Consider the following 26,454-nt stretch of genomic DNA (forward strand, 5'->3'; position numbering starts at 1 on the left):
TCACGCACCGGGGGGCGACCCGGTGCACCTGGGCCAGGCGGCGCAGGCCGGTGGTGGTCATCTCCTCGGGGGAGACCAGCACCACGTCGGGTGCCTCGGCCACCACCTGCTCGACCACCTGGGTGGGGTGGTCCACCAGGACCACCTTGGGCTCCGGGGACTGCTGGCGTGCCGCCCGCTCGATGTCGTGGGAGAAGGTTCCCTTGCGGTCCACGACCAGCACGGTCAGGGGCGCGACCTCTTCTTCTTCTTCTTCTGGTTCTTCTTCGTCTTCTAGCTCGGGCCCGTCGTTGAACTGGGTGATGAAGCGGGCCCCCCCGAAGGGGGGCCGCTCATCAGCGTGGTGCGATTCGTCGTCGTAGGTCATTGCTGCCCCCTACTTGGTGATCGACGTAGCCACCTGGCCGGTGGTAACGGCGGGCGGGTCGCCGGGGTGAACCAGGGAGAACCACAGCTGCTCGTACTGCACAGCGACCAGGAGCTTCTCGGTGTCGGTTGGGGACAGCGCCAGCGTCCAGACCTCGGGGCCGGTGGCCGGCACCGGGGCGACTGCGGCCGGGGTGTTGGCCACCACGGTCGAGAGCACGCCCACGTTGGAGAGCAGCAGGCGGGCCGACTGCTCAGCCGGGGCACCGGGCACGATGCCGGCAATGTCCCGGCTCGTCATGAAGATGTTCACCTTGTCGCCCGGGCTGACGTAGCCGGCCACGTCCTGCGGGTTCGGCACGTTGACGCTGACGGCGTTCATGCCGGCGGGGATCACCAGGCCGCTGGTGTCGGTGCTCGGGGTGCCGGCGGTGCCGAACTGCGAGGTGGTGAGGACTTCGCCGGGCTCAAGGCGGCGCAGGGACACCAGGCCGGTCAGCTGGGTCAGGGAGGTGACGGCGTCTGCCGGGCGGGCCGCGGTCGGGACCGAGGTTGCCTTGATCTCGCCGGTGAGGCCGCTGCCGGTGGTGCCGGCGGTGATCGGTGCGGTGACAACGTAGGCGCCGACGCTGCTGCCGCTGGCGGCGCCTGCGGAGCCGCGCAGGTTGTGGGCGTACACGAAGACCATCAGGGCCCCCAACAGCGCCACGGCGACGCCGGCCCCGATGATGGTGGTCGATCGGCTGTGCATGGTCCTCGTCCTTTCGTTCAGTCCGCCGCCTTCATCTGGGAATGGCGGGTCCGGCAAGGTATGGGTACTTCGTTGCTGAATTCCTGAGGAATTTCTTATGCTTCTCCTGCGCGCAAAAACCGTGAGCCTTGAAGCGGCGCACGGCCTGTGCAGCTCGGAACATCGACGATCGCGCCGTTCATGACGAGGGTTCCACCCCCGTTGCCCAACCGAGCGTCCAATCTCGGGTCAGGTCTCCGATCTGCCGGTCCGCCGTACGGGCGGGGGGCGGCGATCCTCAACATGAACGTCGACTCCTTCGCTGGGCCGTCCGGAGTGAAGGGGCTGCGCCGGGCCGGCCGGCAGGTGGTGCCCGGCCGGCCCGGGTGAAACCATGGAACTGGTGGTACCGGTGCTGCGTGTTGCTCGTGGAGCTCGCTACTAGCAGGCGAGCGGGGCTGCCGCGGCCGTGGCGTTCACGGGCAGGTCGCTGGCGACGCAGTTGAAGGTGCCCTTGACCTTGTTGCCGAGGGTCGTGACGGCGACGATGATCACAACGGCGATCAGTGCAACGAGAAGGCCGTACTCAACGGCCGCGGCGCCCCGCTCGGCACCATTGCGCAGGGCCGCGATCCGGGCCTGCATCCACAGGGTGAGCTGCATCAAGGTGGTCACCTTCCTTTCGAAGTTCCTACAACCGACTGGACACCTACTGGTGAAGCTTGTGAACCGATTCCGCTCGCATTTCCCGGGTTCTGCTTTGTCATTCCGCTGGAACATTCACAGTTATCGGTAGAGAAATCGGCGATCCGCATAGACCCTTGGGAGGGTTTCTCACTGGTACCAACGCGCGGGATCGGGTGCCGTTTGGCCGAGCGCCCGGTAGTCACAAAAGAACCCCTGCATGGCCCGTCCGGATCCCCCGCCATCACCCGGTTGGGTGAGATTGGCCCCAAGAACCGGGCAAATCGGGTGCCGTGACCGGCCCGAACGGAGGCGCGGGCGGGCCCAGGTGGGTGAGGCGCGATAGTCCCGCGCCCGGCGTCCCCAGGGTGCAAGAGCCGTCTCAGGCCTGGTGGCGGCCGTGGGAGCGCCGCTGTGCCGCCCGACCGAGGCCGGCGGCCAGGAGCACCGCCAAGGCGCCGAGGGCCGCCACGGGCCACGGGATGCCCGTCCTGCGCGCGGTGAGCACGGCCCGCCCTGCGGCCAGGGGCTGCCCCGGGCGGCCACCGGATCCCGCCTTCGGGGCGCTAGCGCCCGGCGTGGCCGGAGCGACGATCGGGGTGGCGTCCGGTGCCGGGGTCGCCGGGGGCGGCGTGGGGGTTGGTGCGGCCGGCGTGGGGGTTGTTGTGGCCGCCGCGGCGGGGTGTGAAGCGGTGGTGGCGTGGGCCGCCGGTGGTGGCGGCGCTCCCGCCGCTCGGATGTCCACGAAATCCTCGGTCACGTAGACGTAGCCGATGCTGTCCCGGGCGATCCCGATGCCCACCTCGTTGAACAGCGGATAGAGGATGTTGGAGCGGTGCGTGGGGCTGGCCATCAGGGCGGCGTCGGCCTCGTCGAGGGTGTAGGCCATGCCCACGTTCTCGCCGTTGACGTACGCGTTCACGGTCTGGTGCGCCAGGTCGACGAAGCCCGAGTAGTTGTGCCAGATGTCCCGGGCCGCCGCCATGTCGGCCGAGTGGGCCATCGCCACCGACTCTGCCCACGGCTGCGTGGTCAGCGAGCCCAGCCCGGCCGCCGCCCGCTCCGAGTTGAGGTCGGCCAGGAGGGCGGCCTGCATTTGCGGGACGGTCCGGGTCTCAGTGGGCAGGTTGATCTGGGGCGCGCCCGATGCCGGGCTGGTGAGCGACACGATCGGCGGCAGCGTCAGCTGCGGCAGCGGCGACGGCAATGGGATCGTGATGGGGCTGGACCCCGACCCGGTGCCGGATGCCGCTGCCGGCCCGGCAATGGCGGCGGACAGAGCGGCGGCCGACAGCACGGCGCCCAGCACGGGCACCACCATCCTTGCCCTCGACGCCCGCATGGCTGCCTCCTTTCCGTAGTGGGGAGGGCCGGATTCGGGCGTGGTGCGGGCCCGGGCTGGCCCCTACTTGGAGGTATCGGGACGCACGCGACCCACCTTCATGACGCGAAAGGGTGCTTGTGATGGCCCGGACGGACTAGTGCTCGGCCAGGCCCTCGCGGAGGAGGTCGGCGGTGCGGAACCGGGCGGCGAGCAGGGCGGGGCCGGCGGCGATGAGCTCGGCGGCGAGCAGGGTGCCGGCGGCGATGAGGGCCAGCTGCCCCCACGGGACGACGACGTCGGCCACCACGCCGAACCCGTGGGCGAACAGGATCCAGGCCCCCCGCCCAGCCGCCACGCCCAAGGGGACGCCGGCCAGCAGCCCGAAGGCCAGGACGGCCAACGACTGCCAGGAGACCGCGGCCGCCGCCTGGCGGCGGACGAACCCGAGCGCCTTCAGAGTCCCCACCTCACCCCGCCGGCGGCTGACGCCGGCCACCAGGACGTGGGCGAGCGTGGCGAGGGCGAAGACGATGACCATCAGCCCCAGCAGGGCGGGGAAGTTGACCGCGTTCCCGAAATTGATCAGGGAGGTGGGCGGGTTGGCGCTGGCCGGCTGCAGCTGCAGGTAGTAGAGAGGGTCGGCCGGATCCTGCGCCCGGGCCTCCAACCGGGCGAGGCCCCGCCGCCCGGCCGGACTGTCGGCGAACGTGATGAAGACGGTGGGAGCCATCCTCGGGTCGCACTGGTCCGGCGGGCACCCGGCGGCGATCAGCGCGGGGATCACCATCGCCGCCCCGTTGCCCAGCCCGCCGTTGGACGAGTCGAATCCGGCCGGCAGCGCCACCTCGCCGACCACCCGCACGCTCACTGTGGCCGACACCGGGGCCAGGGGGATCGTCGCCCCGACCCGGGTGTGCAGCTCGCGCATGGTCGAGGCCCCCAGCGCCACCTCCCCGGGTCCCGCCGGGGCGCGCCCGGCGACCACCGACAGGGTCAGCGGGCCCCGGAGCGACTCCAGGCCCAGGATGCTGACCGGTCGGGAGCCGGAGGTACCGCCACCAGCGCCGCCGATGCTGATCTGCGCCACTCCGGGCAACGTCGCCACGTCGCTGCGCAGCAACTGGATGACATCGGTCCCCGGCGGCGGTCTGGTGCCCCCACCGGGCGTGGCGAGGCTGAAGTCGTTGCCGTACAGCGCCGGCGTGGCCAACAGGTGGGTGAGCCCGGCGCCGAACACGGCGGCGCCGACCAGGGCGCTGATCCCGAGGGTGGCCCCAAGCAGGGCCGACCCCGGGGGCGTACCCCCGGGCCCGGGGGCACGTTCGAGGGCCCACCGGGTGCCGATGACCGCGGGCGGGGACCCCCCGCTCCGGGCGACCGACGCCGCGATGCCGGAAGGGTGTCGCGCTGGCCCAGCTTCCGATGCGTGGGTGCCCCGCGGCGCCCGGGCCCGGCGCCAGGCGGGCAATGCGCCCGCCAGCGTGACCATCAGAAGCACCGCCAGCCCCCCCAGAAGCAATACCGGCGCGTCGAAGGCCAGCCCGGGCGCGATTTCGGCCACCCGGGCCACGCCCACCGGGGTCAGGGGCGACAGGGCGAAGGCGACGGCGATTGCTCCGGCGGCGCCGGCCACGCCGACCACCACCGCGCGCCCCATGCCGTAGACAAGGAGGGCCGCCGGACCCATGCCCAGCGCGCTCAACGTGGGCAGGGCTCCTGCCTCCGCGGCCGCCTGCCGGGCCAGCCCCTGGGCCACCACCGCTACGGCGCCGAGGGCGGCCAGGGCCGCCAGGATCCACCACCCGATGACCTGTGGGTGCAGGGAGTGCTCGACCACGCGGTACGCACTGCCGGCCGACACCACCAGGATGTTGCCGAAGCCCGGCTGGACGCCGGGGAGCTGCTGCAGCGCGGTCTCGGCGGCGGTCGTGCCCCCCGGCCGCACCCGGAGCAGCTGCAGGTTGACCGAAAGGGTCCGGGGCGCCTCCGCCCGGGCGAACGCCGGCGTTGTCTGCAGGAGGCCTCCGACGCCCACGGGAAGGCTGAGGCCCGCGATGTCGATGCCGACCACGTGCAGGGTCACCACCGGGCCGGTGCCCGGTGCGCTCTGCGTGGAGGCGAGGGCCTGGCCCGGGCCGTAGAACGAGACCCGGACCGTTGAGCCCACACTGAGGCCGGGAACCTTGCGCTCGAGCCCGTAGTCGGCCAGCACCTCGTCTGCCCGGTGGGGGTTGGGTTCCCGCCCGGCAATGAGGGCGGGAGCGAGACCGTCGGGACCGCCGGCCAAGCTGATGAGCGTGACCGCATTCTGGCTGGTGCCATAGGTGTTCCCGCCCACGGTGGCGCTGGCGAACAGATACGACGCGCCCGCATCCATCGAGACCACCCCCGGAAGGTGGCGAATCTGGCCGGGGGTGACCTGGGCATACCCGAGGTCGGGCGGGCCCCCGCTGACGACGATGATGTCCGGGCTCCGGGTCGCCGCTACCAGCTCCGGCAGGGCGGCCTCGGTCCGGCGCCCGGCGGCCAGCGCGGCGAGGCTGGCGCCCCCGGTGATGGCCACGAGCCCGGCGAGCGCGAGCCAGGACCGCAGCCGGCTCCGCAGTGCGGCCCGGAACACCATGCCCGCCGCCCCACTCCCGGCACCCATCGCGCCCGGAGCGTACGCCCGCAGCCAGGCCCAGTCGAGGGGGCTCGCCGGTGTCTTCCCAGTGGTGCAGGCCGCACCGGGCGGTACCGTAGAATCTGGCAAAGGTTGGGAGATGTCGGTTCCGGGGGGCGTGGATGAGGCTGGTTCGCTGGGTGGGTCCCATGCTCGCCGTGGGGCTCGCGGTGAATCTGCTGGCGGGCTGCTCGTCCAGGACCGCGTCCAGCTCGACCCCGCCGCCGACGTCCGCTCGGGGCGCCAGCGCCAGCCCGACAGCCGGGGCGAGTGGTGGCCCGAGCACTGGTGGCGGCGCACCGGGGAGCCCCTCGGCTGCGTCGGGCGCCCCGCAGAACCTCGTCGTCACGGACGCCCTCCGGGCCGATCTCCTTCGGGCGGGCGCCCAGTCGCACAGTCTCCCGGTGTCCGACTACACCGGCCTCGAGGCCGGGATGACCTACTACGCCCTCGACCCCGGCACCGGCATCTACTGGGCGGGGGCGGCCCTGGTTCCCTCCTCCAGCTCCATCCCGGCCCAGGTGGCCAACCAGGACGACGGCGCCTACCTCCTCTTTGAAAAGGTGCCCGGCGGGCAGTGGGTGGCGCACGACGACGGCTACGGTGCCCAGCCCGGGAGCGGCTGCCCGGCGCCGCTGCCGGCGGCGATCATCGCCCTGTGGCACTGGGACGCCGCCACCTGCCATCCGGCCACCGCACCGCCGGCGTCGACCCCCGCCGGTTCCGCGACCAGCTTCACCGGGTCCTGGACGGTGCACGGCGAGGTGCTGCAGATTGCGGCGACCTCTGCCACCTTGGTCTCCAATCTCGGCCCGTGCTCGCCGCCCGCCCAGGGCCTGTGCCATGAGACCGACACCATGTCGGCCTCCCAGGGCGCGGGGGGAGCGGTCCTGACGCTGGCGGTGACGTCGGTGGCCTTCGGTGACGGCAACGGCGGGCCGGCCACCGCCGCCGAGGCGGGCACGCCCGTGGCCGCGGTGGGCGATTCCCTGCAACTCACTGTCAGCGCCCCCGGCCTGCTGAAGCGGGCCATCGTCCACGGGTTTGCCGGGATGGCGGCTGGCAACCCGTACTTCTGCGGCGCCGGGGTGAGCCCGGCCAACCAGCAGCTCTGCGGCGCCTGATCTCCCGGCGGATAGCCCGAGGATTGCAGCAGGATTGCCGGAGGATTGCCGGGCCACGGTGATCCAGCGCGTGTACCGTTAGTAGCGAAATGACCGGCTGCACGAGCTCTTCTGCTTTGGGGCCGCAGCCCTGATGCGCAAGTGGCTGGTGGGGGCTCTGGTCATCGCTGTGCTGGTGGGGGCAGGCATCGTCATCTACCTGCACACGCTCCCGCTCAACAGCCCGACCCAGGTTGCTGACGCCTACATCCGGCGCTGGGATGCCCAGGACTGGGGCGGCATGCGGGCGCTGGTCCGCCGCCCCCCCGCCGGGTTCAGGCAGGACCACACCCAGGTGATGAGCGACCTGCAGGTCTCCTCGCTCAAGGTCTCCGGCCAGCCGGCGGTGGTGGCGGGCAAGGTTGCCCAGGCGTCGGTCACCGTCACCCTCGACCTCAAGGGCCTGGGATCGTGGACCTACCAGAGCGTCGTGCACCTCTCGGAGCAGCAGCGCCGGTGGGAGGTGGACTGGTCGCCCGCCACCATCTTCCCCAAGCTGACCGCCGGCGAGCGTTTCACCCGCCACCTGACCTGGGCCACCCGGGCGCCCATCCAGGGGCGGGACGGCAGCGTGCTGCAGGGGTCGACCCCGGTGGAGAGCATTGGGGTGGAGCCCGCCGCCATCGCGGACATCGGCGCCGTCGAGGCTGCCCTGCAGCAGTTCGCCGGAGTGGTATCGGCGACGGTGACCAATGCCATCCACGCGCCCGGCGTCCAGCCCACCTGGTTCCTGCCCCTGACCACACTGCGCCCGGATGCTTTCTCGGCGGTCAAGTCCAAGCTGGCGGTGCCCGGGATCATCACGGAAGCCTCCAGCGCCCGGCTGCCGATCAGCGACGGGTTCGCCCTCCCGGTGCTGGGCACCACTGGCCCCATCACCGCCCAGTTGCTCGGCCACTTCGGCCCCCCGTACGTCACCGGCAGCGTCGTGGGGCTGTCGGGCCTCGAGCTGGCCTACGAGCGGCAGCTGGCCGGGACGCCGTCGGCCGATATCGAACTCGTCGACTCCTCGGGCAAGGCGGTGGGGGGCTCCCTGGACCACTTCCAGGGCACCGCCCCCAAACCGGTGCAGATCACCCTCGACGCCGCCACTCAAAGCGCCGCCGAGCAGGCCTTCGCCGGGGTGACCCAGACCGCCGCCCTGGTGGCGGTGGACGCCGCCACGGGGGAGATCCGGGCGGTGGTCAACCGGCCCGCCGGCGGCTTCGATCGGGCGCTGGACGGCAACTACCCGCCCGGTTCCACCTTCAAGATCGTGACCACCGAGGCGTTGCTGGCCAAGGGCGACCCGCTCTCAATGCCCATCACCTGCCCCACCCAGACCGTCATCGACGGGAAGACCTTCAAGAACATCGAGAACGAGCAGTTCGGCAACATCGATCTGCAGACCGCCTTCGTGCAGTCGTGCAACACCGCCTACGTGCAGATGGCATCGACGCTGTCGGCGACCCAGATGGAGCAGGCGGCCTCCCTGCTGGGCTTCAACGCCCCCGAACCCCTGGGCCTGGCCTCCTCCGGCGCCAGCTACCCAGCCCCCAAGGACATCGTGGACCAGGATGCCTCGGCCATCGGCCAGGGCCGGGTGCTGACCTCCCCGGTCCACATGGCCAGTGTGGCGGCGGCGGTGGCGTCGGGGGCCTGGCACCAGCCGACGCTGGTCTCCGGCGAGAGCGCCACGGCAACCGTTCACCAGCTGGACCCGGGTGTGGCGGCCAACCTCCGCACCCTCATGGGCCTGGTGGTCACCCAGGGGACCGGCAAGGCGGCCGCGGTGGCGGGCGACCCGGTCTTCGGCAAGACCGGTACCGCCGAGTTCGGCACCGCCAACCCCCCGAAAACGCACGCCTGGTTCGTGGGCTTCCGGGGAGGCCTGGCCTTCGCCATCATCGTGGAGGGCGGCGGCGTGGGCGGCGTGGTGGCGGCCCCGATCGCGGCGAGGTTCCTCTCGGCGCTGCCGGGCTCCTGAGGTCGAGTGGCGCCTGACTGCGCCCTTGTTGGGAGCTCGTGCGAGTTTGACCGCCAAAATGGCGGCGAACCTCGCACGAAACGTGCGCAGACGCTGGTGCCGGCGAGCCCGGCGGCCTACTCCTCGGCTGCCGCCTTCGCCCGGTGGTAGGCCCGCAGCCGCTTGCGCTGGTCCAGCTCTCGCTTGCGCAGACGGATGCTGACCGGCGTCACCTCCACCAGCTCGTCGTCGGCGATGAACTCCAGCGCCCCCTCCAGCGACATCTGCCGGGGCGGCACCAGGCGCAGCGCCTCGTCGGCGGCGTGGGTGCGGATGTTGGTCTTCTTCTTTTCCTTCGTGGGGTTGACGTTCATGTCGTCGGGTCGGGCGTTCTCCCCGATGATCATGCCCTCGTACACCTCCACCCCCGGGCCGACGAACATCTCGCCCCGCTCCTGGAGGTCGTAGAGGGCGTAGGAGGTGGTCTCGCCCGGCTTGTCGGCCACCAGCACCCCGCTCATGCGGTGGGTGATCTCGCCCGCCCAGGGCTCGTAGCCGGCGAAGATCGAATGGATGACGGCCGTGCCCCGGGTCTCGGTCAGCATCTCGGAACGGAAGCCGATCAGGCCGCGGGCCGGGATCAGGAACTCGAGGCGCACCCAACCGCTGCCGTGGTTGACGACATTGGTCATCCGCCCCTTGCGCAGGGCCAGGGACTGCGTGACGACGCCGACGAAGGTCTCCGGGAGGTCCAGCACCAGCTCCTCCATGGGCTCGAACACCTTGCCGTCCACCAGGCGGGTGATGACCTCGGGCTTGGACACCTCCACCTCGTAGCCCTCCCGGCGCATGCTCTCGATGAGGATGGCCAGCTGCAGCTCGCCCCGGCCCCGGACCTCGGTGCGGTCGGGCGAGCCGGTGTCCACCAGGCGGATCGACACGTTGCCCAGGATCTCCCGCTCCAGGCGGGCCTTCAGGTGGCGGCTGGTGACGTACTTGCCCTCCCGGCCGGACATCGGCGAGGTGTTCACCCCGAAGGTCATGCGCAGGGTCGGCTCGTCCACCTCCAGTGACGGCAGCGGCCGGGGGTCCTCGAGGCTGGCGATGGTGTCGCCCACCGTGACGTCGCCCAGGCCGGCGATCGAGCAGATGTCGCCCTGGGCGGCGGACTCGATCTCGGCGTAGGACAGCCCGGTGTGGGCCAGCATCTTGGTGATGCGCGCCTGCTCGATGGTGCCGTCCCGGCGGCAGACCGCCACCCGCTGCCCGGTGGCCACGGTGCCGTTCCACACCCGGCCCACCGCCAGGCGCCCGACATAGGGGTCGGCGGCCAGGTTGGTCACCATGAACTGCAAGGGTGCCTCGGGGTCGTAGGTGGGCGGCGGGGTCACCTCGGCGATGACCTCGAACAGGGGCTGGAGGTCCAGGCCCGGCACGGCGAGGTCCCGGGTGGCCGTCCCCTTGCGGGCGTCGGTGTAGATCACCGGGGCGTCGAGCGCCGACTCCTCGGCGTCCAGGTCGATGAGGAGGGCGTAGATGTCGTCCAGCACCTCGGCGATGCGGGCGTCCGGCCGGTCGATCTTGTTGATCACCGGGATGACCGGCAGCTTGCGGGCCAGCGCCTTGCGCAGCACGTAGCGGGTCTGGGGCAGCGGCCCCTCGGAGGCGTCCACCAGCAGCAGGGCCGAGTCCACCATCTGCAGCGTGCGCTCCACCTCGCCGCCGAAGTCGGCGTGGCCGGGGGTGTCGCAGATGTTGATGTGGAGGCCGCCCCAGGTGATGGCGGTCTGCTTGGCCAGGATGGTGATGCCCCGCTCCCGCTCCTGGTCCATCGAGTCCATGACCCGCTCGACGACCTCCTGGTTCTCCCGCCAGACGCCCGACTGGCTGAGCATGGCGTCCACCAGGGTGGTCTTGCCGTGGTCGACGTGGGCGATGATGGCGACGTTGCGGACGTCCTCGCGGCGCGCCTGGGCTGCGGACCCGGCGCTCACCGGATCCGTCTCAGGACTCTCCTCAGCCGAAGCACTCATGCCGCCAGGGTACCGTGCTGCCGCGTGGAGCCCAGCGGGCACCCAATCAGTCTGCGACCCGGACCCCGATCCCCGGCCCCCGCCTCGGCTCCCGGGCCCGGCCACGGTACCTTGGGTGCACATGAGTACCGGATCCGGCATGCGAGCGGCAGCCAGGAACATCTACCGCACGCCTGGGCTCCCGCCCGGGATGAAGGCCAAGCCGGTCAACATCCGGAAGGCCGCCCGCCGGGTGGTGAAGATCTTCAAGCCCTACCGGGCCGAGATCGGGGTCCTTGCCGTCACCATCGTCGTCACCTCCGGCCTCGGCATCATCAACCCGCTCCTGATCAAGGAGGTCTTCGACAAGGCCCTCTTCGGCACCGGCAGCGTGGGGAAGTCGTGCGCCGGCACGCCGTGCCCGAACCTAGGCCGCCTCTACGTCTACGTGGCCCTGATGGTCGGGATCCCGCTGGTCACCAGCCTCATCGGCATCGGCCAGACCTACCTGTCCAACTCCATCGGCCTCCGGCTCATGCGGGACCTGCGCAACGACCTCTATGCGCACCTGCAGAAGATGGCGCTGCGCTTCTTCACCTCCACCCGCACCGGGGAGATCCAGTCCCGGCTCACCAACGACGTCGCCGGGGTGCAGACGGTGGTGACCGACACCGCCTCCACCATCCTGGCCAACGTGGTGATCATCACCAGCTCGCTGGTGGCGATGCTGGTGCTGTCCTGGCAGCTCACCGTGGTGTCGCTGTGCCTGGTGCCGATCTTTCTCGTCTTCACCTGGAAGGTGGGCAAGGCCCGCAAGGAGGTGCAGTCGATTGCCCAGCAGTCGCTGGCCGACCTCACCGCCATCGCCGAGGAGACGCTCTCGGTGTCCGGGGTCCTGCTGGCCAAGGTCTTCGGCCGCCAGCGCCATGAGATCGCCCGCTTCCGGGACGAGAACGACCGCCTGACGCAGGTGCAGCTGCGCCAGCGCCTCATCGGCCGCTACTTCTTCGCCCTGGTGGGCACCTTCTTCTCCATCACACCGGCCATCGTCTACCTGGTGGCGGGCCTCGTCATCCACCGGGACGGCGCCCACGCCGTCGGCGTGCTGAGCGCCGGGTCCATTGTCGCCTTCACCACCCTGCAGTCCCGCCTGTTCTTCCCCATCGGATCGATGTTGCAGGTAGGGCCGGACATCCAGTCCTCGATGGCCCTCTTCGAGCGCATCTTCGAGTACATGGACATGCCGGTCGAGATCGCCGACGCCCCGGACGCCATATCCCTCACGCCCCAGGAGGTGCGGGGCGAGGTCGTCTTCCGGGACGTCTCGTTCCGCTACGAGGCGCCCCGCGAGCGGCCGCCGGCCCCGGCGCCCTCCCAGAACGAGAACGGGGAGGCCCCGGAACCGGGGCCGGGCAGCGAGGGCCCCCGGGAATGGACCCTGGAGCACATCGACCTCGACATCCAGCCCGGCCAGCTCGCCGCCCTGGTGGGGCCCTCCGGGGCGGGCAAGACGACGATGACCTACCTGGTCCCCCGCCTCTACGACGTCCAGGAGGGGGCGGTGGAGATCGACGGGATCGACGTGCGCCGGCTGTCGCTCGAGTCCATCGGCGACCTCATGGGTGTGGTGACCCAGGAGACCTACCTCTTCCACACCTCGATCCGGCGCAACCTGGAACAGGGCCGACTGCAGGCCACCGACGCCGAGCTGGAAGCTGCCTGCCGGGCGGCCTTCATCCACGAACGGATCATGGAGCTGCCCGAGGGCTACGACACGGTGGTCGGGGAGCGGGGCTACAAGCTCTCGGGCGGCGAGAAGCAGCGCCTGGCCATCGCCCGGGTCATCCTGAAGAACCCCCGCATCCTCATCCTGGACGAGGCGACCTCCAGCCTGGACACGACGTCGGAGCGCCTGGTGCAGGAGGCCCTGAAGCCGTTGATGCAGCACCGGACCACCATCGCCATCGCCCACCGGCTGTCCACCATCCTCTCGGCCGACGTCATCTTCGTGGTCGAGCGGGGCCGGATCGTCGAGCGGGGCACCCACGAGCAGCTGGTGCGCCTCGGCGGGCTCTACGCCCAGCTCTACGAGCAGCAGTTCCGGGGCGGGCTGGTGGAGGCGGAGTGCGAGGATGGCCTCGTGCTCTCCACCGGCGCGGTCGTGCCCTCGGGTCCGGCCGCCCTCTAGCGGCCCGGACCGCCGTGCACGGGGTCGCCCCGGCCCACCCCCGCGCAGGGGAGGGGACGCCTCACCCTCCCCCGTGCTGGGAGCGGCTGGACTGGGGGCTGCTGGCGGGGGCCACCGCCCTGGGGGCGGTGCTCCGCTTCTGGGGGCTCGGCTTCCCGCACCGCTTCGTCTTTGACGAGACCTACTACGCCAAGGACGCCTGCCTCTACCTCGGGCGGAGCCTCGCCAGCTGCCAGGCCCCACATCCGGCCACTGCCAGCGGTGCCCTCGGCATCGGGCCGGAGCAGTCCTTCGTGCACCCCGAGCTCGGCAAGTGGCTGATCGCCGCCGGGGAGAAGCTGGTGGGCTACACCTCGTTCGGGTGGCGGCTGATGCCGGCGCTGTTCGGGACCGGGCTGGTGGTGCTGGTGTTCCTGTTGGGGCGGCGCCTCTTCGGACGCTGGGGCGGGGCGGTGGGAGGCTTCCTGGCGGCCACCGACTTCGTCCTCATCACCCAGAGCCGGCTGGCGATGCTGGATGTCTTCCTCGCCTTCTTCGTGGTGCTGGGCTTCTTCTTCGTGGCCCTGGAGCGAGAGCGGGTGGTGCGCCAGCGCATCGCCAGTGACGCAGCAATCGACGTCCGCTGGCGCGTGGCCATCGGCGCCGCCCTGGGGGCGGCGAGCGCGGTGAAATGGTCGGGTGCCTACGCCCTGGCCGGCGCCGGGCTTCTGGTGGCGGCCTGGGCCTTCGGCACCGCCCGGCGCCGGGGGGCGAGCCCGGTCCCCGAGTTGGCCGCCACCGCGGCTGCGGTTGGCGGGCCGGCCGTCGTGGTCTACCTGCTGAGCTACGGACGCTGGTTCGCCGGCCACCACTGGTCATTCAGGGTGTTCCTCACCCTGCAGCACGCCATGGAGTCCTACCAGGCCCACCTGAGCCAGCCCCACCCCTACCAGACCTCGGCGTGGACCTGGCCCTTCGCCATCCACCCCATCGCCTACTGGCACCTGCCGGGAAACCCGGGCGCCCACCAGATCCTGCTGATGCCCAACCCGCTGGTGTGGTTCGCCGCCCTCCCGGCGGGGGCCTGGTGCCTGTACCGGGCGCTGCGCCGCCACGGCGCGGCGGAGGGCATCGTCATGACCGGCTGGCTGGCCCAGTACCTGCCCTGGCTGGCGGTGACCCGGCCCCTGTTCTTCTTCTACCTGACGCCGGTGGTGCCCTTCATGGACCTGGCGCTGGCCGGTTCCCTGGTGGCCCTGGCAGCCACCTCGCCGTCCCGGCGCCGGCTCGCGGCGGTGTTCCTGGCCGCAGTGGTGGTGGTGCTGATCTACGACTACCCGGGCCTGGTGGGGGCGCTGCACCCGCACCTGCTCTGAGCGGCTCTAGCCGCCCCGGGCTGCCTTGGCCTCGGCCACCACCCGGCGGATCTGCGCGAAGTGGGCGTCCTCGTGGGACAGCCCGCGCACGAAGCGCTCCCGGGCCTGCGCCCAGCTGGGCACGGTCTCGTCCTGGTCAACGTCCTTGGGGGGGAGCGCCGGCCACATCTGCAGGCTGGCCAGGCGCATGCGCCGGCTGTCGGCCAGGCGCCTCCGGCACTGCTCGGCCGTGGTGACGCTCTGCCAGGGCACCTCCCAGCGGGACCGGCCGTGGAAGGGAACCCCCCGGGCCAGCTCGCAGGCGAGCGCTGCCGACTCCTCCGCCGAGGCGGTGACATGCACGATGAGGTGGCCCAGGGTCCACGCCAGCGACATGTCCTCCGGGTCGGCGGCGTCGGCGTCGAAGGCGTCCGGATCGGAGGGGACGAACACCACGTCGGCGTCGGTGATGCCTTCCAGGAGTCCCTCGACGACGGCGATGGAGGACCGGGTGGCGTCCTCCAGGTCCGCCACGCCGAGATCCTCGACCAGGTGGGCCAGCGTCGTTTCCCGGGTCCGGACCCGGGAGAAATCGAGAGCCATGTCTCTTACCATACCCGGCTAGCCGAGCAAATCAGCTGGCTACCCGCAGGTCAGTTCCGCCACCGGTGCGAGGGGCTCTCAGTAGCCGTAGTTGTAGGTGGGCTGCGGGCTGGGCGGCGCCGCCGTCGGCGAGGGGGCAGGGGCGGTGGTGTGGGTGGCCACCGGCGCCGGCGTCGTGGTGTGGACCGCCGGCGGGACGACCGACTTCACCGGCGCCGGGCTGGGCGAGGGTGCGGGCGAGGGTGCCGGGGGAGCCATGACCGTGCCCGAGACCGACAGGGTCTCCCAGGTGCCGCCGAAGCTGTGGATGCCCTGACCGGTGGCCACGCCCGGGGAAGCGTCCCCCGAGTAGGTGTAGACCGGGTAGCCGCCGAAGGTGACGTGGCTCTTGCCGGCGGCATCCTTCACCGTGCCCAGCTGGGAGGCATCCACCCCCGGCCCCGCCGTGGCGGCCTTCACCCCCGAGGGCAGCTCGGTGTCCGGCCAGACGGCGGTGCACCCGTTGGCATCGGTGCAGGTGATGTTCCCGCCCGCCTCCGAGCTGAGGGCGTAGAGCGTGCGTCCGGACCCGTTGACCACCACGGTGCCCAGGCCCGGGACTAGGGCCTCGTTGATGCTGACTCCGGGCGGTGTCTTGGGGGTGTTCCCCGACCCCGTCGAGGTCTTCTTGGCGCACGCCGCCAGGGTCAGCGTCGCGGCTGCCGCCAGGCAGCCGGCGGTCATCCAACGGCTGGCCCGCAGCGGGCTGGTGGAGCGGAACGTACGCATCGACGAGGCCTCCTCTCCCGACGCCTGCTCGGACTGCGACGCCGGCGAACGCCGGTAGTACGCCGGGCGCGCCGGAAGGGATTGCCCGTGGCGCAGCGGCGGCCACGCCGACCCCTTCAGCGAGGAGTCTGGTCCGGGCAATCCCTCCGGTGCAAACCCAGTTCCCGGGGCTGGGTCCCCGGGGCGTGGGAATGCCTGAGCGGTGCGGCGGCGGACAGTACTGCAGCGCCCGCACGGAGCCGAGCCCCGCCGGGAAGCCGGCCCTACCGGGGCGGCTGCCAGGTGCTGGTCCCGCTCCTGCCCGCCCGGCCCAGTCCGCCTGCCCGGCCCGCCCGGGAGCCGGCCAGCGACGCCGAGCGGGGAGGCCGGGGGCCGCGGATCCCCACGCTGGGCGTCGGCTGGTGGCCCAGGCGGTGGGCGAACACCGAGGCGGCGCCGAAGCAGGAGCCTGCCGTGAGCAGGATCCCGAGGATCAGGCCCAGTACCGGGGCAGGGGAGGAGTGGGACACCGGGGTAGTCGCCACCGAGGCCTTGGCCGCCAGGGCAGCCGGTTTGGCGGGAGCCGGTGCACCGGGCGGCGGGGCCGGGGTAGTCGGCACCGCGAGGGGAACTGCGGCGGCAGCCGGGACCGGCGCCGGAGTCGCCGGGGTCACCGGGACCACCACCGCAGGCTTGGGGGCCGGGGCGGGGGGAGGCGCCACGGCCGGCTTGGGAGCGGCCGGCTTGGGAGCGGCCGGCTTCACAGGGGCGGCGGCCACGGCAACATGCGTGGAACCGCCGGGAATCTGGGCGAAGTCCTCCGTCAAATACACCCAGTTACGGGAGTCCAATGCCACGCCGACACCCACGTAGTTGAAGCGGGAATCGAGCAGGATGTCTCGGTGTGCAGGATCTCCCATGAGCAGCTGCTCGATGGCCGAGAGCGTGCTGTCCATCCCGACATTCTCACCGAGGTAGAGAGCGTTCATCGCCAGGTGACCAGCGCTGATGAAGCCGGTGATGTTGTGAAAGATGTTCTGGGCTGCCGCCATGTCCTCGCTGTGCTGGGTGGCCACACCGGTGGCCCAGGGCTGCAGCGCCACCGGGCCCACGCCCGCGGCCGCCCGCTGGGCATTGATGAACGACAGGTCCTGCGACTGCAGGTCGGCCGGGCTGGGCGGCGGGCCTGCGGGCTGCGACGGGGCCGGGGCGACGACCGGGGTCTCGCCACCGGAGCTTGCAAGTGCGGCGCTGGCAGGGGCCATCAGCGAGAATCCGGCCACTCCAAGCACCATGAATCCAACCAAACGGCGGTGCATTTAGACTCCTCTCCGGGGACCAGCACCCGGACTCCGGGTCGCAAGGTGGTGGTCCTATGGATGAGTTATCGGCCCTGCAGCCGCCGTTGAGATGGGCTCTTGGTGTCATTTTTGGCTGGGAGAAACTAGGGATGACGGATGCACCCAGGGGACCCCTCGGGAAGGGGAATGGGCGACGTGCGTTAGCGCCAATTAGCTAGGGGTTTCTCCGCCATTTGGGGGAGGTGATGTGCCCCGTGGGGGCCAACCTGAGGGGATGCTCAGGTTGGCGTCAGGCGGTGGGCGGGTCCAGCGGGATGACGGGCGAGGTGGCATGCGCCAGGGCGGCGGCGTCCTGCCCCCCGGAGGCGCCCGCGGCGATGGCAAGCACCTCATCGCCGTCGATGGTCTCCTTCTCCAGCAGCAGCGCCGTGAGGGCGTCCAGGCTGGCCCGGTGCTTGGTGAGCAGAGCGGTGGCTCGCTCGTCGGCCTCCTTGAGGAGGCGCTCGGCCTCCTCGTCGATCACCCGCTGCGTGTCCTCGGAGTACTGCCGGCTGGAGATCGGCTGGTCGCCCAGGTAGGCGGGATCCTCGGAGGAGAATCCCACCGGCCCCACCCGAGGGCTCATGCCGAACTCCCGCACCATCCGGAAGGCAAGCTGGGTGGCGCCCGCCAGGTCGTTGGCCGCCCCGGTGGAGACCTCGCCCAGTACGAGGCGTTCGGCCGCCCGGCCCCCCATGCGGATCGCCAGGGATTCCTGCAGGTAGCTCTCCGGGTACAGGTGGCGTTCGTCCACCGGGAGCTGCTGGGTCACCCCGAGGGCGTGGCCCGCCGGCAGGATGGTCACCTTGGACACCGGGTCGGAGTGGGGCGACAGGGCAGCCACCAGGGCGTGGCCGGCCTCATGGACCGCAACCGAGTTCTTCTCGTTGGGCAGCAGGGCATTCGACGCCTCGCGGCGTCCCAGCAGGATGCGGTCCCGGGCCTCGAAGAAGTCGTCCAGGCCGATGGTTTCCCGGCCCGCCCGGATGGCCACGATCGCCGCCTCGTTGACCAGGTTGGCCAGGTCGGCCCCGGAGAAGCCGGGCGTGCCCCGAGCCACCGCCTCCAGGTCCACTCCTGCTGCCAGCGTCTTGGTGGCGGCGTGCAGGCCCAGGATCAGCGTGCGCTCCTTCTGGTTGGGCAGCGGGATCTCCACCTGGCGGTCGAAGCGCCCCGGGCGCAGCAGGGCTTTGTCCAGGGTCTCGGGCCGGTTGGTGGCGGCCATCACCACGACGCCGGTCGACGGGTCGAAGCCGTCCATCTCGGCCAGCATCTGGTTGAGGGTCTGCTCGCGCTCGTCGTTGGCCACCACGGCCCCGCCCCGGCGCTGGCCGATGGCGTCGATCTCGTCGATGAAGATGATGGCGGGCGCCCGCTTGCGGGCCTCGGCGAACAGGTCGCGCATCCGGGAGGCACCGACGCCCACGAAGATCTCCACGAAGCTGGACCCGGTGACCGAGTAGAAGGGGACGCCGGCCTCACCGGCCACCGCTCGGGCCAGCAGCGTCTTGCCGGTGCCCGGCGGGCCGACCATCAGCACGCCCTTGGGGCCCACCGCCCCGATCTTGGTGTAGCGCTCGGGCTCCTTCAGGAAGTCGACCACCTCCTTGACCTCCTGCTTGGCGCCCTCGTAGCCGGCGACATCGGAGAAGCGGGTGGCCGGCTTGGTGGCGTCGTAGAGCTTGGCGCGGCTGCCGGTCAACCCACCGACCGACGCCATCTGGCGCCCGGCCCGGCGGCTGATCCACAGGAACAGCCCGAGGAAGAACAGCAGGGGCAGGAAGCTCAGGATGACGGACAACAGGGTGTCCGAGGCCGGCGGCTCGCCGGTGATCGCCACATGGTGCGCTTCGAGCAGGGGGGCCACCGTGTTGTCGGTCAGGGCCACCGGCAGCTGCGAGGTGTAGGACTTGCCGCTGGCCAGCTTGCCGGTGATGGCGCCGTTGGCGTCGATGGTGGCCGAGTGCACCTGGTCGCTGGTGACGTCGCCCAGGAACTGCGAGTAGGTGAGGCTCACCGGCGGCTTGGGGGCGCCCGCCACCCGGAGCAGCGACGCGATGGTGAGGGCGACGCCGGCCAGGATCAGCCAGTGCCGCCAAGCGGGCGGGCGTGGGGGTGCGGGGCCCCGGGCCCGGCGGTTCAGGCCGGGATCCGGCCCCCGTGCGGGCGAGGTCGGGTGATTCACCGCGGCACCTCCGGTGGCGGTCGATGTGTGTTCATGATACGGGCGGGCACCCGGGAGCCCCCTGAGTCCCGCCTGGGGAGTTCCTGTGCACCGGCTCAGGCCGGCGGCATGCCGCGGTCGGCAGGTCAGGCGACGGTGCGGGGTGCCTCCGCCCGGGTCAGCACCTCGGGGTGCTCCACCTCGGGATGCGAGGCGTCGGTGAATTCGACGAACCGGCCGGTGACGATGTAGGAAACCTGCTCGCCGATGTCGACGGCGTGGTCGCCGATCCGCTCGATCTCCCGGGCGATGAAATGCATGCCGATGCCCCAGCGCAGCATGGCGACGTCGCTGGTCTCCAGGATGCGGGCCAGCATGCCCCGGTTCAGGTGGTCGATCGAGGCGTCCATGACGGTGAGGTGCCGGCACAGGCGCACATCCCGCCGGGCGAAGGCGTCCCGGGCCGCAGCGAGCATCTTCAGGGCGACGGGGGTCTGCAGGGCGAAGACCGAGAGGATCTGGCGCTCGATGGCGAAGTAGTAGCCGTCCACGACGTCGTCGCCGGCGATGACCTCGTCGCACAGCCTGGCTTCGTCCTCGGACACCGCCCGCACGGCGCTCTCGACCAGGTCCTCGGCCGCCATGCCCATGTCCTGGATCTGCTGCTCAAGGTCCTCAAGTTGCTGGTGGAAATGCCGCCGTTGATCGCGCATCGACAGTGCCCTTCTACCCCAGGACAATGAAGGCCCCGCCCCTCGCGCACCATTGGTGTCTCGGCCGGCGCCGATATGCTTGCCCCCCTATGGCGCTCGGGGGGGTGACGGGCAGGGCGCGCCCTGCCCGTCTGGCGCTCATCCTCGTCACCGTGGTCCTGGCGTGCTGCGCCGTCGTGCGGGCCCGCACCGGGGCGCCCGCCGGCCGGGGGCCGACCGGGCCGGCGTCCCCGGCTGCCTCCCGGACCCAGGCCCTGCCGCTCATCGGCGCCTATTACTACTTGTGGTACCCCGAGAACCTGGCCGGGGGCAGCCTGGGCAGCCACCTGGCCCCACCGGCGGGCCCGGACCCATCGGACGAGATCTCCGCCAGCCCGGACGACGCCGCCCGGGCCATCAGCCAGGCGACGTCGGCGGGCGTCGACTTTTTCGCCCTCGATTACTGGGCCAATCGCCTGGATCTGGACGCCCGCATCGATTCGGGCTTCCTGCAGGCGCCCAACCTTTCCTCGACCCATTTCGCCATCAACTACGAGACCCAGGCCCTGGGGCCCAACGTGCCCTACCCGATCTCCACGCCGATGACGGCTGCCGCCCGGGCGACGCTGGTCGCCAACATGGTGGCCATCGCCCAGGACTACTTCAACAACCCGCAGTACCTGCGCATCGAGGGCCGGCCGGTGGTGTTCTGGTACCTCAGCCGGACCATGACCGGCGATGTCGCCGGGGCGGTGAACGCGGTGCGGGTTGCCCTGGCCAACATGGGCTACAACATCTACATCGTGGGCGACGAGGTGTTCTGGCGGGTGACCACCGTCAGCGGCACGGAAACCACGGCGCCGCAGGTGGACCGGGCCCGCCTGTTCGATGCGGTGACCTGGTACAACCTCTACGACGCCTCGACGCCCGCTTTGGCCGGGTACGGCTCGCAGTCGTCGTTCCTCAGTGCCTCCGAGGGCTTGGCCGACACCTACCGCACCGCCCTCGGCTCGCAGACGCCGGTGATCCCCGACGTGCTCCCGGGCTACAACGACCGGGCCACCCGCCCGAAGGAGAACCACCCGGCGATCCCCCGGCAATGGGGGCCGGGCGACCCCGACGGGTCGTTTCTGGCCCGTGAGCTGGAGGGCCTCGCCGCACCCAACATCGACCCCGACGTGCCGATGCTGATGGTGACCACCTGGAACGAGTGGAACGAGCAGACGGCGGTCGAGCCGGTGTCGGCCACCGTGGCGACCAGCCGGGACGACAGCTCCACCCGGACGCACTACACCCAGGGCTACACCTACGGCGGATCCGGGGAAGGGGCGCTGGACGCCCTGCGGGCGTGGGCGGCGGGGCGGACGGTGGTGACCGCCTCGGCGAACCCGTTCGACCCCAGCCAGGATTGGCGCAGGTTCGTGCACCCCGCCACGAAACCCGGCACCAAACCCGGCGCCAAACCCGCCACCAAGGGAGGATGAGCACCATGGGCGGTCCCCTGCAGGTGAGCTTCGTGGGCGGCGAGCACGGCGAGTGGCAGGTCGAGCGGATCACCGCGGTCCGCGGGGCGGGGCTGAAGGAGGTCGCCGCGGTGCACATGCTGGAGGGTCCCTGGCCGTTCGGGCTGGGCGGCACCTGGATGGTGCGGGGCGTGGTGAGCTACGCCCGCTACACCACCACTGCCGAGCAGCAGGCGCTGCGGGCGGTGCAGGAGGGCCTGGGGCGGCCGTCGGCGACGTCCGCCGCCCTCATCCCGATGAGCAAGAGCGCCGCCTGGTGGGAGCTGGCTGCCGACGAGCGCCGGGCCATCCTCCAGGAGCGCTCCCACCACATCGCGGTCGGGCTGCGCTACCTGCCCGCCATCGCCCGCCGACTGGCACACGGCCACGACCAGGGCGAGGAGTTCGACTTCCTGACCTGGTTCGAGTTCGCCCCGGCCGATGCCGGTGCGCTCGACGAGCTGCTCGGCCTGCTCCGGGAGACCGAGGAGTGGACTTTCGTGGAGCGGGAGGTGGAGGTGCGCCTCACCCGGGCATGACCTTGAAGGTTCTGGGGAGTTCTTGATCCCATTTTCGGGCCCAAATCCTCCCCGGAGCTTCCCCGGAACCCCTTTAGGAAGCCAAACCGAGCCCGGCGGCCTACGGGTGCAGGACCGGCTTCACGTCGAGGACCGGCGTCCCGTCGATCGCCTCGAGGTGGCCCACCTTGATGCGGAGACCGTCGACCTCGAGGACCGGCACCCGGTGCAGCCCGATGGGGTTGGGCCGGTCCGGCGAGCGGGTGCTGAAGACTCCCCGCTCGGGCTGGGACTGGTCGTCCCGGGGATGGGTGCGGAGCGTGTCCCGGCGGGCCTGGTGCAGCCAGGTGAGGACGAGGATCTCGGTACCCGGGGCCAGGTCGGTGAGGGCGTCCGCCACCTCTTGGTGGAAGACCAGCCATGCTTCCGGAGACCCCTCATCGCCCTGCTTGGGGGCGAGGGCACGACCGGTGAGCGGTGATTCCACCCGACCGATGGGCGTGAGGTCGATGGCGGGCGCCAGCCGGGCCTCCGCCCGGGTGGGCTCGAAGAGCTCGACGGGGTTGCCGGAAGGATCCTCCACCAGGACCTGCTTGCCGCCCACGCCGGTGACGATGTCGTTGCGGAAGTGGGCGCCGGCGTTCCTGAGGGCTGCCGCGGTGGCCTCGAGATCCTCGACCTGCACGGAGAACCGGTTCCAACCGCCCGGCTCCGGCAGGGTGCCGTCGGGCATCGCCGCCCCGCCGCCCGGGCCGCCCCCCGGTGCGCTGAGCACGAGGCGGAGCTCCCCCCGGGCGAGCATGGCGAAGGCGGGGGCCGGGTGCATGACCTCGCTGAAGCCGAGGTGGGTGCAGTAGAAGGCGATGGCGGCATCGACGTCGTGGACGAAGTAGCGCACGCTGACCGAAGGCATTGCGGTCAGCCTAGCGTGGGCTGGGTTTCGAGGGGCCGGGCTAGGCCGGGAGGCCGGGCAAGTCCTTGCCTGGGACCATCAACAGAGATCCTTCGTGGACAACGCCACGTACTTCGAGCCGTACGCCCGCTGGCCGATGTCGACTCACCGAGTCTCGGGTAGGCGGGGGGCGCTGTGGGGCGGGATTCTCCCGAGCCCCTGGTCCTCGCCGCTCTCGGCCTGTTTGTGATTGCCGGTGCCATGGCAATCGTGACGAACGCCCCCAAGTGCCATCGGGTGTCCAGGCTGAGGCAGCAAGGAGGCAGCAAGGCAGACGACCTGGCGCTGGCGGTGCGGGAGTGGCTCAGCAGCGGGTCGCGGCACCACCGCTGGAGCTTCTCCGGCGGCGATGCACACCTGGGCGTCGGGCACGAGACGCCAAGAAGATTTGCATTACCCGAGCTGAGGCGGCAAATCCTTGCCGTAAGGGAGGGGCAGGCTAGGAATCGGTCCCCTCGACGATTCGGTCGGGGCGCTCGGCCTTGATTTGTTCCAGGTCGGCCGCGTCCTGGCCCCGGATCCCCGCCGCCTCCTCAAGCACCTCACGTACCGCATCGGCCGGGATGAACACGGCCCCGGCGGCGTCAGCGTAGACGTAATGCCCTGGCATCACCCCCACCCCCTCCAGGACGACAGGCACATTCGCCTGGAAGGGGGTGACCGAGTCTCCACCCCATCTTGTTGTCTCCCCCTTGCAGTACGTGGCGAATCCATACCGGCCAAGTTCATCGAAGTCCCGCAACCTGGCGTCTGCGAGGAGTCCCGCCAGGCCATGGTTCTCCAGGCGGGACATCTTGGTACCACCTCCGAGGGAGACGTCAGGGTGCCCGTTGCTGGCGAGGACGAGCACCTTGCCTGCCGGCTCGGTGCCCACGGCCTGATAGAAGAGGCGAGCAAAGTTGTAGCGCTGCGGGTCGAGCGCGCGGGAACAGGACGGGAAGTACGAGATGGTCACGACAGGGCCGAAAAGGACCCGGTTCGGCGTCGGTGTTACCAGGTCGAGGAGGTGGCAACGGTGGCGGTGGATGCGACCCATCGCGTCGACCAAGGACGAGGAGTTGACGCGCCCCAACCAGTGCCTGAGATCCTCCTTCAGCACGGCTGGCTACCTCGTCGAATCACGCTAGCGATGCTGGTGGTCGGGCTCGTTCTTTGCGACCTCCACTGTCTTGACCAGCATCTGAATGGCCTCGTCCAGGGAGAGGTGGTCGAGCTTGGCGCTCTTCTCTAGGCCCTCGATAGTGAGATAGTCGGGGTTCCCGTGGTCTTCGTGTGGCAGTAAACACCCACATGTAAGGCACATACTCACTCCTCTCCCGTCATCAATTCTCCTTACGCATGCGTACAGCTCGCCTGGCTCCGAGGGTTTGATGGTACCCCCAACGGGATTCGAACCCGTGCTACCACCTTGAAAGGGTGGTGACCTAGGCCGCTAGTCGATGGGGGCGGACGCTTCAGTATGACCGACGGCGCTCCCCGTCCCGATGCCCTGCAGGATCTCGGCGTGCAGCCGGCCGTTCGTCGTCAGGCAGCTGGTCTTGCCCGGCACCGCCCGCAGCGGCTGCCCGGCGAAGTCCGTGATCCGGCCCCCGGCTTCGGTGACGATCGGGATGAGGGCCGCCACATCCCATAGTTCCAGCTCGGGCTCGGCCATAGCGTCGGCCGCCCCCCGGGCCACCAGCATGTGCGCCCAGAAGTCCCCGAAGCCCCGGGAGCGCTTGCAGCGGGCCAGCAGGTCGCCCCAGGCCCCGGCGAGCCCGGCCTGCACCCACTCCTCCCAGGTGGCGAACACCAGGCGCCCCTCGGAGACCGACGGCACCGTGGACACCGAGATCGGCGACCCGTTCATGAAGGCCCGCTCGCCCAGTGCGGCCCAGTACCGCTCGCCCAGAGCGGGGGCGCTGGCGACGCCCACCGCCACCTCGCCGTCCACCGCCAGGGCGATCAGCGAGCCGAAGATCGGGATCCCCCAGGCGAAGTTGTTGGTCCCGTCGATGGGGTCGATGATCCAGCACGGTGCACCCGATCCCGCCGCGGCGGCGGGCCCCCCGCCCTCCTCCCCGAACACCGAATGTTCCGGGAACCGGGCGGCAATGCGCTCCCGGAGGGTGGCTTCGATGAGCCGGTCGGTCTCGGTGACCAACGTCCCGTCGGCCTTGGTGAACGCCTCCCGCCCAGGCGACGGCCCAGGCGACCGGGAGAACCCACGCAGCGCGAGGGCATCGGCCTCGTCGGCCAGCTCGAGGGCAAACGCCAGCTCGTCACGCATGGCGCCGGCAGTGAGGCCAAACAGGCGGCCCGGACCCGAAGGCTAGTGCTTGGTCGATGACGGCGACGGGCGGGGCGAGGTGGCGGCCGGCGTGGTGGGGGTGATCACCGGGGCGGTCGGGGACGGCACGGTCACGGTGTTCACCTCCGAGGCCGGCGGGATGGTGAGCTTCATGCCCGGCCGGATGGTCGTGCTCTGCAGCCCGTTGGCCTGCTCGATCAGCGTGGTGTAGGGCAGCCCGATCTGGTGGTAGAACTTCGACTCGATCGTCGACAGGGTGTCGCCCACCTGGACCGTGTAGGTGCCGCCGGCCGGGCTCGCCGCGGTGGGCGACGGGCTCGGTTGCGGTGTGGGCGACGGCGGGGGTTGGCCCACCGGTGCGTTGGTGGAGGTCGTGGTCGGTTGCGTCACCGCGCTGGGCGGCGGCTGGGCGCTCAACTCGGCGACGGTCGCCTGGAGGCTCTGGATCTTGGTGTTGTCGGCGGTGACCTGGTTCTGGAGCCTGGTCACCTGGCTGGAATCGGAACTCTTGCCCACGGAAATCCGGCCGATGAGGAAGCAGAAGATGACCAAGCCGGCCAGCACGGCAACCCGGCCCCAGAGGATCCGGGGCCCCCGCCCGAAGGGGTCCTCGCGGTCGTACGAGGGCTCTATCTCGAAGGCTTCCAACCGGCTGGCCTCATCCCGGACGCCTTCTTGGCTCGCATAACCTGGAAAAGCCTATCTGGAACGTGGGAAAAATTCACCATCGCGGCCGCGGCCCAACGTTCCGCACGTGCCGCCGGGCTCAGCATCGCACAACCCGTCCAGCACGGGCCGGATCAGCCGGCGAGCGGGGAATAATGCACCAAGGGGGTGTGTTTAAGGACGAGACTGCGCACTGAGAGGAGGAGGGCCCAACGGGCCCAAACAGGACTATGGCAGCCATCACAACCGTAACTGATGAGAACTTTGAGGCGGAAGTGACGAGCTCGGCTCAGCCGGTGCTGATCGACTTCTGGGCCGAGTGGTGCCACCCGTGCCACATGGTGGCCCCCGAGGTCGAGGCCATCGCCGAGGCCGAGACTGCCCGCCTGAAGGTCGGCAAGCTCAACGTGGACGACAGCCCCGGGACCGCCGGCCGCTTCGGCGTCTTCTCCATCCCGACCCTGCTGCTCTTCGTCGACGGCCAGGAGAAGGCCCGCATGGTGGGCGTCCGCCGGCGTGAGGCGATCCTCGCCGAGATCACGCCCTACCTCGCCGCTGCGGCCACGGCTTAA

At 70.9% G+C, this 26,454-nt stretch carries 22 protein-coding genes, 1 tRNA gene and 1 pseudogene; 7 read left to right on the forward strand and 17 right to left on the reverse strand.

Annotated elements, in window-relative coordinates:
• The 5 genes from VFW71_01225 to VFW71_01245 form a co-directional block, all read right to left on the reverse strand.
• On the reverse strand, positions 1–367 hold a 367-nt coding region (locus VFW71_01225), incomplete at its 3' end, for a hypothetical protein (GenBank protein HEU5001388.1).
• 9 nt (positions 368–376) lie between these two features.
• Positions 377–1,117, reverse strand: coding sequence for a Flp pilus assembly protein CpaB (gene cpaB / locus VFW71_01230; protein HEU5001389.1), 741 nt, complete (start codon positions 1,115–1,117; stop codon positions 377–379).
• Between the two features lie 420 nt (positions 1,118–1,537).
• Complete coding sequence (locus VFW71_01235) at positions 1,538–1,741, reverse strand: Flp family type IVb pilin (protein ID HEU5001390.1); 204 nt, start codon at positions 1,739–1,741, stop codon at positions 1,538–1,540.
• A gap of 421 nt (positions 1,742–2,162) precedes the next feature.
• The gene (locus tag VFW71_01240; protein HEU5001391.1) at positions 2,163–3,122 is read right to left on the reverse strand and encodes a CAP domain-containing protein; all 960 of its coding nucleotides are present in this window, start codon (positions 3,120–3,122) and stop codon (positions 2,163–2,165) included.
• A 136-nt stretch (positions 3,123–3,258) separates the two neighbouring features.
• Positions 3,259–5,754, reverse strand: coding sequence for an FtsX-like permease family protein (locus VFW71_01245; protein ID HEU5001392.1), 2,496 nt, complete (start codon positions 5,752–5,754; stop codon positions 3,259–3,261).
• Between the two features lie 152 nt (positions 5,755–5,906).
• Between VFW71_01245 and VFW71_01250 the strand changes: the two genes are divergently transcribed.
• Together VFW71_01250 and VFW71_01255 are read left to right on the forward strand one after the other, a co-directional pair.
• Complete coding sequence (locus VFW71_01250; protein ID HEU5001393.1) at positions 5,907–6,890, forward strand: hypothetical protein; 984 nt, start codon at positions 5,907–5,909, stop codon at positions 6,888–6,890.
• A gap of 133 nt (positions 6,891–7,023) precedes the next feature.
• Positions 7,024–8,895, forward strand: coding sequence for a penicillin-binding transpeptidase domain-containing protein (locus tag VFW71_01255; GenBank protein ID HEU5001394.1), 1,872 nt, complete (start codon positions 7,024–7,026; stop codon positions 8,893–8,895).
• A 116-nt stretch (positions 8,896–9,011) separates the two neighbouring features.
• On the opposite strand, the gene typA is transcribed toward VFW71_01255, so the two are convergent.
• Positions 9,012–10,868, reverse strand: coding sequence for a translational GTPase TypA (typA, locus tag VFW71_01260; GenBank protein ID HEU5001395.1), 1,857 nt, complete (start codon positions 10,866–10,868; stop codon positions 9,012–9,014).
• Between the two features lie 160 nt (positions 10,869–11,028).
• On the opposite strand from typA, the gene VFW71_01265 reads away from it, so the two are divergent.
• Positions 11,029–13,074, forward strand: coding sequence for an ABC transporter ATP-binding protein (locus VFW71_01265; protein ID HEU5001396.1), 2,046 nt, complete (start codon positions 11,029–11,031; stop codon positions 13,072–13,074).
• A gap of 14 nt (positions 13,075–13,088) precedes the next feature.
• Complete coding sequence (locus VFW71_01270; GenBank protein ID HEU5001397.1) at positions 13,089–14,429, forward strand: phospholipid carrier-dependent glycosyltransferase; 1,341 nt, start codon at positions 13,089–13,091, stop codon at positions 14,427–14,429.
• 6 nt (positions 14,430–14,435) lie between these two features.
• Here the strand turns inward: VFW71_01270 and VFW71_01275 are convergent, their stop codons facing one another.
• From VFW71_01275 to VFW71_01295, 5 genes are all read right to left on the reverse strand, one after another.
• A complete protein-coding gene (locus tag VFW71_01275; protein HEU5001398.1) occupies positions 14,436–15,011 on the reverse strand; it encodes a DinB family protein in 576 nt (191 codons plus the stop codon).
• Between the two features lie 78 nt (positions 15,012–15,089).
• The gene (locus VFW71_01280) at positions 15,090–15,779 is read right to left on the reverse strand and encodes a hypothetical protein (protein ID HEU5001399.1); all 690 of its coding nucleotides are present in this window, start codon (positions 15,777–15,779) and stop codon (positions 15,090–15,092) included.
• A gap of 263 nt (positions 15,780–16,042) precedes the next feature.
• Positions 16,043–17,053, reverse strand: a complete 1,011-nt coding sequence (locus tag VFW71_01285) for a CAP domain-containing protein (GenBank protein ID HEU5001400.1) — start codon at positions 17,051–17,053, stop codon at positions 16,043–16,045.
• Between the two features lie 295 nt (positions 17,054–17,348).
• Positions 17,349–19,241, reverse strand: coding sequence for an ATP-dependent zinc metalloprotease FtsH (gene ftsH, locus VFW71_01290; GenBank protein ID HEU5001401.1), 1,893 nt, complete (start codon positions 19,239–19,241; stop codon positions 17,349–17,351).
• Positions 19,242–19,408: 167 nt separating this feature from the next.
• The gene (locus VFW71_01295; protein HEU5001402.1) at positions 19,409–19,975 is read right to left on the reverse strand and encodes a PhoU domain-containing protein; all 567 of its coding nucleotides are present in this window, start codon (positions 19,973–19,975) and stop codon (positions 19,409–19,411) included.
• Positions 19,976–20,064: 89 nt separating this feature from the next.
• Between VFW71_01295 and VFW71_01300 the strand changes: the two genes are divergently transcribed.
• Positions 20,065–21,438: a glycoside hydrolase family 99-like domain-containing protein gene (locus VFW71_01300; protein ID HEU5001403.1), complete on the forward strand. Its 1,374-nt coding sequence runs from the start codon at positions 20,065–20,067 to the stop codon at positions 21,436–21,438.
• A gap of 5 nt (positions 21,439–21,443) precedes the next feature.
• On the forward strand, positions 21,444–21,995 hold the full coding sequence (locus VFW71_01305) for a chlorite dismutase family protein (GenBank protein ID HEU5001404.1): 552 nt from the start codon (positions 21,444–21,446) through the stop codon (positions 21,993–21,995).
• A 100-nt stretch (positions 21,996–22,095) separates the two neighbouring features.
• On the opposite strand, the gene tsaA is transcribed toward VFW71_01305, so the two are convergent.
• The 6 genes and pseudogenes from tsaA to VFW71_01335 form a co-directional block, all read right to left on the reverse strand.
• On the reverse strand, positions 22,096–22,497 hold the full coding sequence (gene tsaA, locus VFW71_01310) for a tRNA (N6-threonylcarbamoyladenosine(37)-N6)-methyltransferase TrmO (GenBank protein ID HEU5001405.1): 402 nt from the start codon (positions 22,495–22,497) through the stop codon (positions 22,096–22,098).
• Between the two features lie 12 nt (positions 22,498–22,509).
• A pseudogene (locus VFW71_01315) lies at positions 22,510–22,887 on the reverse strand (VOC family protein).
• Between the two features lie 478 nt (positions 22,888–23,365).
• The gene (locus VFW71_01320; GenBank protein HEU5001406.1) at positions 23,366–24,025 is read right to left on the reverse strand and encodes an RraA family protein; all 660 of its coding nucleotides are present in this window, start codon (positions 24,023–24,025) and stop codon (positions 23,366–23,368) included.
• Between the two features lie 272 nt (positions 24,026–24,297).
• Positions 24,298–24,373 (reverse strand) — tRNA-Glu (locus VFW71_01325).
• Positions 24,359–25,195 carry an inositol monophosphatase family protein gene (locus VFW71_01330; GenBank protein ID HEU5001407.1) on the reverse strand — a complete coding sequence of 279 codons (837 nt, stop codon included), beginning with the start codon at positions 25,193–25,195 and terminating at the stop codon, positions 24,359–24,361. The genes VFW71_01325 and VFW71_01330 overlap by 15 nt, the downstream gene beginning before the upstream one ends.
• Before the next feature lie 42 nt (positions 25,196–25,237).
• Positions 25,238–25,864: a LysM peptidoglycan-binding domain-containing protein gene (locus tag VFW71_01335; protein ID HEU5001408.1), complete on the reverse strand. Its 627-nt coding sequence runs from the start codon at positions 25,862–25,864 to the stop codon at positions 25,238–25,240.
• Positions 25,865–26,112: 248 nt separating this feature from the next.
• Here VFW71_01335 and trxA point away from each other — a divergent pair, with 248 nt between their 5' ends.
• Positions 26,113–26,454: a thioredoxin gene (trxA, locus tag VFW71_01340; protein ID HEU5001409.1), complete on the forward strand. Its 342-nt coding sequence runs from the start codon at positions 26,113–26,115 to the stop codon at positions 26,452–26,454.

Source organism: Actinomycetota bacterium (assembly GCA_035765775.1).
GTDB lineage: Bacteria > Actinomycetota > CADDZG01 > JAHWKV01 > JAOPZY01 > DASTWV01.